The organism is Halobacteriovorax sp. RT-2-3 (assembly GCF_047085075.1).
Classification (GTDB): domain Bacteria; phylum Bdellovibrionota; class Bacteriovoracia; order Bacteriovoracales; family Bacteriovoracaceae; genus Halobacteriovorax_A.
This window is the reverse complement of record NZ_JBKIYF010000002.1, coordinates 297,783-310,348: the sequence shown is the minus strand read 5'-3', so window position 1 is coordinate 310,348 and position 12,566 is coordinate 297,783. Positions and strand designations below refer to the sequence as shown.

Below are 12,566 nucleotides of genomic sequence, written 5' to 3'. Positions count from 1 at the left end.
TAGTCATTTATGGAGAAAAAATATGTCACATTTTAATCATGCGGCCAACACTTGGGACTCTGAAGATAAGATTGCCCTAATGCAAACACTTGCAGAGAAAACTAGAGAACGTCTGAAACTGACTCAAAAAGTTGACCTTCTTGACTTTGGTTGTGGAACTGGTCTCTTTGGTCTTGAGTTCATTGATGATGCAAAAAGTATTACAGGTGTTGATACTTCGACAGGAATGTTAGAGGTATTTGATAAAAAATCGAGTGACTTTGATCATATTAATTCGATTAATATTGATTTAGAAAATCAAGAGCTTGATAAAAAATTTGATCTAATTATTAGCTCAATGACATTTCATCATCTCGATTCGCCAGCAAAAATGACTGCAAAACTTGCTGCCATGTTAAATGAAGGTGGTCAGATGGCCATCGTTGATCTTGAATCAGAAGATGGAAGCTTTCATCCAGACCCTAAAGGGATGGGTGTCAAACATTTCGGATTTTCTAATGATGAAATCGTTTCATGGGCAGATAAAGCAAATCTAAATGTAAAGATCGAAACAATTAATTCACGTACAAAGAACGGTCGTGAGTACAATCAATTCTTAGCAGTGTTTTATAAGTAGGTAATATGAAAATAGGTGTAATTGGTGGAAGTGGTGTTTATGATCTTGACCTTATGGAACAAGTCGAATCATTAAATATTGAAACTCCTTTTGGCATGCCAAGTAGTCATGTTGATCATTTGAGAATCAATGGGAGTGAATTCTACTTTATTACACGCCATGGGAAAGGACATCATATTAGTCCTTCTGATATTAATTATCGTGCAAATATTTACGCGCTAAAATCACTTGGCGTTACACATGTTATTTCTATATCTGCAGTAGGTTCTTTAAAAGAAGAAGTTGCTCCTGGTGACTTCTTTCTTCCTGATCAATTCATTGATTGGACTAAAGGACTACGTAAAAGGTCTTTCTTTGAAAATGGTATTGTGGGGCATGTTTCTGTTGCTGGGCCAATTGAAATGGGGCTTGTTGAGCGAATTAAAACATTAGCAGATAAGATCGAAACAAAATTTCACTTTGGTGGAAGCTATATTTGTATTGAAGGGCCACAATATTCATCACGAGCAGAGTCTGAGCTTTTTCGCAGCTTTGGTGCAAGTGTTATCGGCATGACGAATGTTCCTGAAAGCTATCTTGCAAAGGAAGCAGGGATGGCGTACGCAACAGTTGCTCTTGTGACGGACTATGATTGCTGGAAAGATGAGGCATGTTCTCTTGAGGAGATCACAAATGTCATTAATAAGAATGTCTCGAATGTTAAAGAATTGTTAATTCATTTAATACCGAGCTTAGTTAATGATGAAGTTAAGTTTGAGAGATCCAATGAGAATGCCATCGTAACTGAACCGTCTTTTTGGCCTAAGGATTCAACAGATATAATTAAGACGCTAATTTCCTGATTTTTGGCATTTTATGTGACAAAAGGTGACGATTGTCATGTAATGACTGTCTCGTAAACGATATAAATTTATCAAGAAGAGGAAGGCGTTTATGTTGTATTATTTTAAGGATCTCCCTGAAGAGAAGAAAGAAGTTGGCGGCAAGGCCTATATGCTAGCAATGATGGCCCAAATGGGGATTGTTGTTCCTAATGGGATTATCTTAGACGCTCTACCAACTAAAGAAGAATTAGCTGAAATTTTTAGCTTTGCTCGCGATGGAGAATACTCACTTGCTGTCAGAAGTTCAGCAACAGGTGAAGATTCAAAAGAGAATAGTTTTGCAGGTCAAAACTCAACTTTCTTATATGTGAATAACGATACAGATCTTGAGCACGCAATTGAAAATTGTTTCAATTCTATTCATAAAGAGTCCTCTAAAGCATATCGTAAACATTTTTTAGGATCTGATAAAGAAGTTCCTATGAATGTTGTTGTTCAGCGTATGATTGACCCTTCATATTCAGGTGTCTACTTCTCTAAAGATCCAAGAGGTAAGTATAAAACTTGGATGCTTGAATATATTGATGGAGTCGGTGAGGACCTAGTTTCTGGTAAACGTACTCCAATTATTCTAAGTGAAGAAGATTCACAGAGTGAACATATCACTCAAGATCAAGTAAAAGAGATTGTTGCTTTCGCTAATCTTGTGGAAGATAAATATCAAGATGACTTTGATATTGAATGGGCAATTGATAAAGCAGGTAAGGTTTATCTTTTGCAAGCGAGGCCAATTACTGCCAAGGCTTCAATTACAAATCTTAAAAAACTGGCCCATGATGAACTTGAAAGACTATCTCAATCATTTTCTGATGATACAGTATGGGATGGCCAGACATTTGCAGAATGGACTGTTTCTCCTACGACTTTAACTACTCAGATATGGTCAGAGTCATTTAAAAAAGATCAAGCCTTTGATAAGGCCCTTCGTAAATTAGGCTATGTTGGCTTTAAAGGTAATGAATCCATTATGGATGAAGTCTTTGGACGAAATTATATCAATCTGAGCAAACTTGGGCAGATGTACTTTGGACCTATTCCTTATTCGATTGAACCAATGCCAAGGCCACACTTAAAGTTTCATTTCTCAAAAATAACTCCAAAGGTTCTTTTTAGTACACCACAAACAATGTGGCGTATGCTTAAGGTTGGACTCTCGATTAATACTCATCGTCAGGAAGTTATTGATCAAGCTTCAAAAGAGCTGCTGGAGATTACAACAATTTCAAAGCGACCGAATGATCCTTCAATCTATAAAGACTGGAGTGAGGAAGATATTAATGGCCGTCTTTCTAAAGAGATTACAATTTTCAGTAATCGAACTTTAGAGTGGCCGTACATTTTAATATCGCTAACTGAAACAACAATTCAAACATTGATTTCTCTTCTTAAAAGTATTTATTCTGAGCAAGCAGCAGATCAAATGATTAAGAAGTGGTCTGGAGCGGGAATCAATTCTGAAACATACAATATGGGGCTTTACTTCAAAAAAGCTTGTGCAAAGCCTAATGTCAGACCCCTTTTTCTTGCTCGCTACGGCCATCGTGGACCAGGTGAATTAGATTTAAGTGCTAAGCGCTGGTCAGAAATTGGTGATGATGCATTTTATGATTATCCCTTAGAAAAATATGTACAGGATAAAAATGCTCACTCCTTTATTGATGTTGAAGCAGAAATTATGGGGATGAGATCTTTTAAGAAGACTCTTATCTTAGAAGAATGGAAAATTTTAAAGCAATTGCTTGAGCTTAGAGAGAAGTGGAAGATGGCCATTCTAAGACCTTATGCTCATATACGCTTTCTTGCTCTTGAAAAGGCAAGAAGGATTAATTTAGAAGATGAAAATGATATTTTCTTTCTTACTAAAGAAGAAATATTAAGTTTTGAATCATCAATGCTTGAGCTAATTAAAGAAAGAAAAGAGCGAGCAGCATTATTTAAGAACTTTAATTTTTCAACTGTTACTTCTTTGCAAGAAATTAAGGCCGTCATTGATGGCAAAGAAGATAGTAGCTCAAATGATCTCATTGGTGAGGGGCTCTCTTCTGGTGTTGTTAGAGGAAAGATCGTGGTGGTTAGTAACCCTGCAAGTTGGAAAGAAATTGATTGGCCTCAAAATGCAATTGTTGTGGCCCAGTCAACAGACCCAGGCTGGACTCCTGTTTTTACTAAGGCCAGTGGAATAATAGTTGAGCGTGGAGGAGTTTTATCTCATTGTGCAATTGTTGCCAGAGAGATGGGGATTCCTGCGGTTAGTGGAATTAAACAGTGTCATTTAAAATTTAAAGGTGGAGAAGATGTTTTCGTTGATGGAAATACTGGATCAATTAAACTCATGCAATAGTTTATGTAGCGACTTTAGTTACTCAATTGTTCCTACTGTTTTATTACCTCTTGCTTTCCTAAGTACTGGTATCACTGTCGTTGCAACATTTATTGCAGGTCTTTTTGGTATTAAGTTAAAGGCCGAGGGCCCTAAGAAGTTACTTGAGGTCTTACTAAAACCAAAGATTCTAATCTCTGCTATGATCTTTAACGTTCTTATTTATGGTGGGATGGAAGCATATCAATACTTAAAGCATGGCCCTGTGCCTCTTTTTGTGCAGGAGTTGGTGAATAAAGATACTAGTTTTTCAAAAGCTCCTTTAAAAGCACAGGAAGGAATGATTTGGCAACAAAGTGTCGAAGAAGGAATTTTTGCTTCTGGTGTTGTGGTTGGTGATGAGTTATTTGTTGGCTCAAAAGAGGGAAATCTCTTTGTCATTGATATTAATTCTGGTGCTATTAAAAATAAGATTTTCTTTGGGAAGTTTCTGTCTCCAACTCCAGTCTATTATAAAGGATACCTATATTTTGGAGAAGGTCTTCACGCTTCTCATCATATGAGGGTTTATAAATTTGATCCTATTGCTAAGAAAGTAGTGGGTTCTTTTCAAACTAAAGGTCACACTGAAATTTTTCCTGTTATTACAGAAATTGATGGGAAGGATTACCTCTTTCAATCTGCTGGTGGTGACGGTCTTTATGCAATTGATCCAAATTCAATGGAGCTAATCTGGCAATACAAAGGTGGACACATGGATGCCTTTGTTCTTGTGAAGGATAATGCAGTCTATGTAGCAAGTGGAGTTCCTGAAGAGGATATTGGTAAAGCAAGACCTTATGCTTACAAACTAGATGTAAAGTCTGGAAAGCTTTTATGGAAAGAAGAACTACCACTTTCAAGTTGGTATGGGCCAGTGGCCACAAGAGATAATATCTGTTTTATTCAGGGGGAGCTTCACGTTAAGTCTGAACTAGGTGGACTTGTCTGTTTAAATTCTATTGGCCAACAAGTTAGTTCTATCAGTATCGATTCTCCTGTCATTGGTAAGCCAATTGTTTTTGATGACCTTATTGTCTTTAATGACTTTGATGGAAGAGTCTATGCGTGGAATAGCATTACTTCTAAACTAGAGTGGAAGTACGCCAGTCGTGAGAAGAAAATTGGCTACAACTATTCGTCAGTTAAGTATGACGGTGAAAAGCTTATTTTCTCTGATCGCAAGGGTAAAATTTCTTATCTTGGCCTAAATGACGGGAAAGTGATTAATTCCATTGAGTTTGGGGATGAAAGTGTTTTTGCGGATTCTCTGATTCTCGACCAAGGTCATTTGATCTTTGGAATGAAGGGTAGTATCAAATATTATAAGAATACAGTTAATTAGAAGAGGGCCTTAGAGGCCCTTTTTTATTTGATCTCACATTTTGGAATCGATTTTTTGAAATTTCTAAATACTTTATTACAAATTGATTTTCTGTACTGATTTTTAAATAAGCTTACTTCAGTACTTGTTGTTACTTCCTTAGAGATCACTTTATAATTATTTTTATAAAGCTCCACACTCATACGGCATAAGTGGTCATCTGAGCTTTCACCTCTAAGATCTCCGGAGATGATTTGGTAAGTAGCACGATAAAAGAAAGCTAGGGCCTTTTGATCATTAGCATTTTGATGAACATATGGATGATCATGATAAGTTCCGATTCTCATTTGATCGACAACATTATATCCCTTACTTTCAAAAGCTTGTCTAAATTTATCAAAGTAATCTTTTGGCATATCATAATTTGCAAATGTTCCGTAATAAGGACCTTTTGCCATCACAACATTACAAGTTTCATGTTTGATTTTTCCGGCAGCAAATGATTGGATCGATAGGATTAATGTTGCAATTAAAATTAAAGTTTTCATGTTGTTCTCCTTTTGTTTTTTGCCAATGTAATCGAAAGGAGGACTGCGCTCAATATGAGCAGGGGCCAATGTGTTGACCCTCGATTGTCATCATATAAATACTACAGCTTTTAATAATTTTAAGGAGTTATTTCTTCTTTTTCCCACTGAGCGGAAAAAGTGAAAGACTTAACTGATAGATTGAATCATATTCATTTGTGTCTTCTAGAAAATCACAAAGCTTACGCCTGAAGTCCCTAATCAGCACCTTTGCCTCTTCAATTTTTTTCTTATTAGTTGCCATCATCATTGATGATTGCTCACGAAACTCGGGAGTGACTTCGTCAATGGCAAGCTTTGCAAGATCAAGAATACGACGTTGTGATTCTTTGTTGGCCATATTGATATCTTCATCACTAAGAGCATGAGTAGAGCTTCCTTCCGTAAGATCTAGCCAATCACCATCATCACGAACTTCTAACAACTTTGCTTCAACAAGGTCATCAATTAGGCTTTGTGCATACTCTTCAGTCGTATGGAGCTCTCCCGCAATCCACTTTGCTGTTGGATCGAAGCCTTTAACTTTCATTAGTTCGAGGATAGCGTAATACTGCCAATTCTTAATGACCTCTTGGTGAATCATATCGACACGAGTATATTCTTCTTTTGGATTTTTTAGGCGAAATGACTTTATAACCTCTTTAGATCTTACTTCTTTTTTAATCTTAGAAAGCTCTTCTTCTGTAATTCCCAGTAGTTTAGCTCTTGATTCAATGAAGGCATCCGGAATTTCACGTTTACCATTTAAGTATTTAGAAAGAAGACCTGGGTCCATATCGAGGTAATTAGCAAAGGAGCGCATTGAAAAGCGTTTATTCTTTGATTTCTTTTCTTCAAGTATTTTTGTGAGTAATTCTAAATAATCCATTAGCTATAAGTATGAGGCATCTTTGAAGGAAGTTCCAGATAAAGTTATCGTCACAAAATCTATAATAAAAGTCTGTGAAATCAGTAACTTGGCATTTGCTTAAGATATGGACACCATGGAGATATTTTACATAAGGGCCTAATATTTCTTAGTTGGCCGATATGATTTAGCTTATGAAAATGAAACTTATTATTTTATCGATTCTTCTAACTCAGATGCTTTCTGCTTCAGCAAACGAAAAGGCAAAACAAATTCGTGCAAGTCTAAGGGTTGCAAGGCCTGAGATTAATTTACAAGAAACAAAGATTAATAAGAGCTTTCTATTAAAGAAAAATATCGAAGAAAGAATTCAAGTTTTAGAGATATTAAAAGATCGTCCAGAAGATTTTAATATTGACGAAAATATTCTTGATCAGGCATTGCGCCTTGGAAGAGAAGGAAATGGTGGTGATGATATCGCAGCTGAATTCTTTGAAATTGGAGCGAAGCTTCGTGATCAAATTGAAGGGCAACAGGCACTTCTTTTCTCAAAGCATAGTATCTTTGATGATATCAATCTTGATCTATTGGATTTAATTGTTGAAAAGACGGCAGTCTTCTCTGTGAATTATAAACTTTGCTCAAGGGCCGGTGATTACCGTTGTCGTAATGAGCGTGGCTTTGTTGCAAAGAACTTTCCTGAGACCTTAGAAATTCACGTTAATCAACAGCGTTGGGAGTCACTTAATGATCATGAAAAGTTAAAGATCGTTTTTCATGAATACTTAGGTCTATTAGGGCATGAAGAAGGAACTTATAATCTAAGCTCTCTTCTCGTTGTCGATGCAAAAGAGCAATCATCTTTCAATAATGTATCTTGTTCTTTTTCATATATTGATCAGTTAAATCGTCTCCACTCAGGTGCCGCTTCTGGTGTAAAGCATAGCATTCTCTCTGGTGGAGTTCCTTTGATGATGGGAAATCATTTCAATTATATGATCTCTTATGTCATCTCAACTGGGTACCTTCGCATTGAATTAAGAGAAGGAAAGCCCTTCGCAAACTCAGTAATGCCTAAGTTTGAAGTAGAACCTATTCTTCCTGAAGTTATCGTTTTTGATGGAGCTGTAGAAGGGCGTAAGTCAATTGAGTTTGATAAAGGTAAACTTGTTATAAGCTGTACTGGTGTTTAATTGTAGAGACAAGACATAAGCTTCTTTAGATTATTCTTTGTCGAGTTCTGTAGTGGCCCAAAATGATTGTATGACCAACCTGCATAGAAGTGAGGAGTGACACATCTTTCACTTGCGCCCTTAAGTTTTCCACCTTCTTGATTTTGTGGATGAGTGAATCTTTTTTCTGAAGTATTTAATTGTACTGAAAATGCTTCAATGACTTTATGAACTCCACAATAAGCATTGAAATGCTGAGTAGTGGAACCGAAAGCATTAATCAACGCATCTTTCTTTTTATTCTTTATCTGACAACTTTCATTTGAATAATAATGATTCCATGAATCCACACAAGGTTTTATATTTCCACCATAGTTTGGCGTGAATTGATAGAGGCCAATATTTAAACGACTCACTTTTGGCTGCCATTTATCGTAATAGAATTTTACCCCTTGAGGTCTTTTGTAATTTTTTGGAGCATATTTCTTTGCGAGTTTCTCACTCGCAGCGAAGTCCGCTGTCGTTAAACTTTCAGTGTAAGCAAGGCAGCCAAAGAATTTTCCCCATAGCTGTTGAAGCTCTTCGCGATCTTCTTGCTCTCTAAGCTCATTATGTTCACGAGCAAAACGATTGGCCAATTCAATCGTCATCTCATCTGGTATATTCTTAATCGTCTTTGATAGAGATTCTTTTGTTACGGGACATAGCGGATGACTTAAAAGTCCGACTCGCTCTTGATCTTCCATCTTTGTAGGCATCTTATAAATACTGCTTACGTGAAGAAACGTTGATCTCTTTGATGATAAGTCCTTTATGAAATAGTGGAGAGTCTCACCAAAGGAGTTTTGGTTTTCTAATTGAGTGTGACACTTATCGATTTGAAACTCAGACTGATTTCGAACTTTAGTTAATTCATTACTTTGAAAGTAAGTATCAACTTCATCAACAAAAGAATTTGTTGCCAACGAGAAGGTTGAGATAAGCAGTGCTAATAATATTTTCATCTATAAGGACAATAGTAAATATTTAACAAATCGAATAGTATTTTAATAATTGCCTGTAATAGCTCTACGTATTATAAAGGTTCTATGATTAATTATTTTGAAGTTATAGTTATTGGGCTTGTTCTGTGTGCCGACTCTTTTTCTGCTGCTGTTGCAATGGGGGCAAGACCTCATAAATTCAGCGATACTCTGAAATTTGCGTTCTCATCTGGTGGTGCTGAAGCTCTTGTTGCTTTCATTGGTGCTATCGCTGGTGCGAAAGTTATTGCTCAATTCGATTATATCGATCATTGGATTTCGTTTGGTCTCTTAACAGCTGTTGCTATACACATGGCCTATGAGGGCTATGAAGAGCTAAGTGGTAAGAATGGTGATGAAGAAGAGAAGCCAAAACAATTCCATAGTCTGTTAAAGGTTATCCTCGTCTCATTTGCCACAAGCCTTGACGCATTTGCTGTTGGGGTGACAATTGGCGCATCGGGTAAAGTTTTAACTCCGTATATTACTTCAATTGGAGTTTGGGCATTTTGTTCGACAATCGTGGGAATGAGCATTGCTAAACGTGCTTCTGATAAGTTAGGGCCAGTTTTTAGCATCATTGCAGCGATAATTTTACAAAGCCTTGCAGTGAAATTCCTGCTAGAAGGGCTATAATTGGCAAATCCAATTTATTCACTTATGATTTTGCAAAAAAAGAAATAGGTGAGTTATATGGATATCAAAAAGATTTTTGAAAATAACAAAGAATGGGTTCAGTCTAAATTAAAGCAAGACGAAAAATACTTCGATAAATTAGGTGCAGGACAAAATCCTAATTTTCTTTATATCGGATGCTCTGACTCTCGTGTTACGGCCGAAGAGGTAATGGGTGCCGGGCCTGGTGAGATCTTCGTTCACAGAAATATCGCCAATATGGTTATCAGTATCGATCTTAATGTAATGAGTGTTCTAAACTATGCTGTTGATCACTTAAAAGTTGATCATATCATTGTTTGTGGGCACTACGGTTGTGGTGGTGTTAAGGCCGCAATGGAAAGCCAAGACCTTGGAATTCTAAATCCATGGCTTAGAAATATTCGCGATGTTTATCGTACTCATAAAAATGAACTTAATGCAATTGAAGATGAAGACAAGCGCTATGAGCGTCTAGTTGAGCTTAATGTTCAAGAGCAATGTATCAATGCTATTAAAACGGCTGCCGTACAAAAAGCGAACCGTGAAAGAGGCCTAAAAGTTTATGGTTGGGTCTTTGATGTTCACTCGGGAGAGCTTAAAGATTTAAATATCGACTTTGAAAAAACTCTAGAAAATATCATGGAAATCTATCATCTAGATTAAACTAATTAAGTTTTAAACGATTACAATTACATATGCACCTGTGTTGCTGCATGGCTTCATAGGTGTCATCTATCAAGCATTAGATAATTAATATTAGATAAAAATCACCTCTGATGGAAGAATCTTATAAGTAGAATATCACTTATTAAAACTTCTAAAGGAGATGAATAGTGCAAACTTTAATTAACACAAAAGTACAAGATTTCAGTGTACAAGCTTACCACAATGAAGAGTTCAAAACTGTTACTGCTAATGATCTAGAAGGAAAATGGTCAATCCTTTTCTTCTATCCAGCAGACTTTACATTTGTATGCCCAACTGAACTTGGTGACATGGCAGATAAGTATGAAGAATTCCAAAAAATGGGTGTAGAGGTTTACTCTGTATCAACTGATACTCACTTCACACACAAAGCTTGGCATGACACTTCAGATACAATCAAGAAAATTAAGTATCCAATGCTAGCTGACCCAACTGGTAAGCTTACAAGAGCATTTGGTGTTCATATCGAAGAAGAAGGTCTTGCTTACAGAGGGACTTTCCTAATCAACCCAGCAGGTGAAATCAAACTTGCTGAAATTCACGACAATGGAATTGGACGTAATGCTGACGAACTAATGAGAAAGGTGCAAGCTGCTCAGTTCATCGCAGCTCACCCAGATGAAGTATGTCCAGCTAAGTGGAAGCCAGGTGCTGAAACACTTAAGCCAGGTTTAGACCTTGTAGGAAAAATCTAAGATTTTTTCTCAACGATATTTTGGGCCCAGGCTTTATTGCTTGGGCCTGTCCTAAAATTTGATTGGAGTAATTATGTTAGATAGTGGAATCATTGAACAATTAAAGTCAGTCTATGCTCAGCTAGAGAGTGAGATTGGTCTTGTCTACAATGAGTCAGCACATGCTAAACAACAAGAGCTTGTTGAGATGCTAGAGAGTATTGCGACTACTTCTCCAAAGGTTGTGGCAAAGTCTAGTGGACAAAATTACGACTATCCACATTTTGAAATTCATGTGAACGGCAAGGCAAATGGAATTAAGTTTTCAGGAATTCCAGGTGGGCATGAGTTTACTTCACTTATCCTTGCTATCTTAAATAGTGATCTTAAAGGAAAGCTTCCTGATGAGATGATTATTAATCGAATTAAAGCACTTAAAGGTGAGATAAGCCTTAAAACATATATTTCACTATCTTGTGAAAATTGTCCTGATATCGTTCAGGCGCTAAATCTAATGGCCATCTTTAAAGAGGACTTCTCTCACGAAATGGTTGATGGAGAGTTTGAGCAAGATGAGATTGCAAGACTTAAGATACAAGGTGTTCCAAGTGTTATTGATGGCGATGATCTCGTACACTCTGGAAAGTCATCACTTGTTGATTTACTTGAAAAGCTAGAAGCACGCTTTGGTAAAGAAGAAGCATCTATTTCAAGTGAAACGAAAGAACTTGGCCTATACGATGTTATCGTTATTGGAGGAGGCCCTGCTGGAGTTTCATCTGCAATCTACTCATCTCGTAAAGGGCTTAAAACGGCCGTTATTACTGATCGCATTGGTGGTCAGATGCAAGATACTAAAGGTATCGAAAACTTTATTTCAATTCCATATACAGAAGGTCCGCACTTATCTGCGGCCCTTAATGAACATATGTCACAGTATGATATTAAAACACTTGAGCATCGCCGCGTTGATAATATTGAAAATGGTGATGTGAAAACATTATTTCTAAATAGTGGAGAAACTGTTCAAACTAAAGCACTTATTATTGCAACAGGTGCTAAATGGCGTGAGCTTGGTGTTGACGGTGAAAAAGAATATATCGGTCGTGGTGTTGCTTATTGCCCACACTGTGATGGGCCTTACTACAAAGGCAAGGACATCAGTGTAGTTGGTGGTGGTAACTCAGGGGTTGAAGCTGCCATTGATCTTGCTGGTATTGTAAAGTCTGTTACTCTTTTTGAATTTGCACCTGAGCTTAAAGCTGACTCTGTTCTTATAAAGAAATTAGAATCTCTATCAAATGTTACGATTGTTAAAAATGCTCGTACAGAAAGAGTTGTAGGGGACGGGGAAAAAGTAATTGGTCTAGAGTATGAAGATCGTGCAACAGGTGAGATGAAAAAAGTTGACCTTGATGGTGTCTTTGTTCAGATCGGACTTGTGCCAAATAGTGGCTTCCTTGGGGATCTTGTTGAAAAGAATAAGTTTGGGGAAATTGTTGTAACTGATAAGTGTCGTACAAGTCAGAAAGGTATTTATGCGGCCGGAGATGTAACAATCGTACCTTATAAACAAATTATTATCGCAATGGGAGAAGGGGCCAAAGCAGGTCTTTCTGCCTTTGAAGATTTAATGCTTGTGTAAACGCAATAACTCTCTCTGCGTTACATAAATAATCTAGAGAAATCTAGGGGGCCCCTCATCTTCTACTCATGCGT

12 protein-coding genes are annotated in these 12,566 nt (G+C 37.0%); 9 read left to right on the top strand and 3 right to left on the bottom strand.

Going from position 1 to position 12,566, the window contains the following annotated elements:
• The first annotated feature begins 22 nt into the window (after window positions 1-22).
• The 4 genes from ACMAYX_RS07260 (at window position 23) to ACMAYX_RS07245 (ending at window position 5,204) form a co-directional block, all read left to right on the top strand.
• A complete protein-coding gene (locus ACMAYX_RS07260) occupies window positions 23-616 on the top strand; it encodes a class I SAM-dependent DNA methyltransferase (protein WP_103218207.1) in 594 nt (197 codons plus the stop codon).
• A 5-nt stretch (window positions 617-621) separates the two neighbouring features.
• A complete protein-coding gene (gene mtnP, locus ACMAYX_RS07255) occupies window positions 622-1,458 on the top strand; it encodes an S-methyl-5'-thioadenosine phosphorylase (RefSeq protein WP_103218206.1) in 837 nt (278 codons plus the stop codon).
• 91 nt (window positions 1,459-1,549) lie between these two features.
• Entirely contained in the window at window positions 1,550-3,841 is a 2,292-nt protein-coding gene (locus ACMAYX_RS07250) for a PEP/pyruvate-binding domain-containing protein (protein WP_412471834.1), read from the top strand.
• Window positions 3,795-5,204, top strand: coding sequence for a PQQ-binding-like beta-propeller repeat protein (locus tag ACMAYX_RS07245; RefSeq protein WP_103218204.1), 1,410 nt, complete (start codon window positions 3,795-3,797; stop codon window positions 5,202-5,204). Before ACMAYX_RS07250 ends, ACMAYX_RS07245 begins: the two co-directional genes overlap by 47 nt.
• 23 nt (window positions 5,205-5,227) lie before the next feature.
• Here the strand turns inward: ACMAYX_RS07245 and ACMAYX_RS07240 are convergent, their stop codons facing one another.
• Complete coding sequence (locus ACMAYX_RS07240) at window positions 5,228-5,731, bottom strand: hypothetical protein (RefSeq protein ID WP_412471835.1); 504 nt, start codon at window positions 5,729-5,731, stop codon at window positions 5,228-5,230.
• Window positions 5,732-5,858: 127 nt separating this feature from the next.
• Window positions 5,859-6,638: a TIGR02147 family protein gene (locus tag ACMAYX_RS07235; RefSeq protein WP_412463237.1), complete on the bottom strand. Its 780-nt coding sequence runs from the start codon at window positions 6,636-6,638 to the stop codon at window positions 5,859-5,861.
• 173 nt (window positions 6,639-6,811) lie between these two features.
• Here ACMAYX_RS07235 and ACMAYX_RS07230 point away from each other — a divergent pair, with 173 nt between their 5' ends.
• On the top strand, window positions 6,812-7,810 hold the full coding sequence (locus ACMAYX_RS07230; protein ID WP_412471836.1) for a hypothetical protein: 999 nt from the start codon (window positions 6,812-6,814) through the stop codon (window positions 7,808-7,810).
• On the opposite strand, the gene ACMAYX_RS07225 is transcribed toward ACMAYX_RS07230, so the two are convergent.
• Window positions 7,807-8,793 carry a hypothetical protein gene (locus ACMAYX_RS07225; RefSeq protein ID WP_412471153.1) on the bottom strand — a complete coding sequence of 329 codons (987 nt, stop codon included), beginning with the start codon at window positions 8,791-8,793 and terminating at the stop codon, window positions 7,807-7,809. The genes ACMAYX_RS07230 and ACMAYX_RS07225 overlap by 4 nt on opposite strands.
• Window positions 8,794-8,877: 84 nt before the next feature.
• Between ACMAYX_RS07225 and ACMAYX_RS07220 the strand changes: the two genes are divergently transcribed.
• From ACMAYX_RS07220 to ahpF, 4 genes are all read left to right on the top strand, one after another.
• The gene (locus ACMAYX_RS07220; RefSeq protein WP_412470184.1) at window positions 8,878-9,447 is read left to right on the top strand and encodes a manganese efflux pump MntP family protein; all 570 of its coding nucleotides are present in this window, start codon (window positions 8,878-8,880) and stop codon (window positions 9,445-9,447) included.
• A 57-nt stretch (window positions 9,448-9,504) separates the two neighbouring features.
• The gene (locus ACMAYX_RS07215) at window positions 9,505-10,131 is read left to right on the top strand and encodes a carbonic anhydrase (protein ID WP_103218202.1); all 627 of its coding nucleotides are present in this window, start codon (window positions 9,505-9,507) and stop codon (window positions 10,129-10,131) included.
• 170 nt (window positions 10,132-10,301) lie between these two features.
• Window positions 10,302-10,868: an alkyl hydroperoxide reductase subunit C gene (ahpC, locus tag ACMAYX_RS07210; protein WP_103218201.1), complete on the top strand. Its 567-nt coding sequence runs from the start codon at window positions 10,302-10,304 to the stop codon at window positions 10,866-10,868.
• Window positions 10,869-10,941: 73 nt separating this feature from the next.
• Entirely contained in the window at window positions 10,942-12,492 is a 1,551-nt protein-coding gene (gene ahpF / locus ACMAYX_RS07205; protein ID WP_412471837.1) for an alkyl hydroperoxide reductase subunit F, read from the top strand.
• Window positions 12,493-12,566 lie beyond the last annotated feature (74 nt).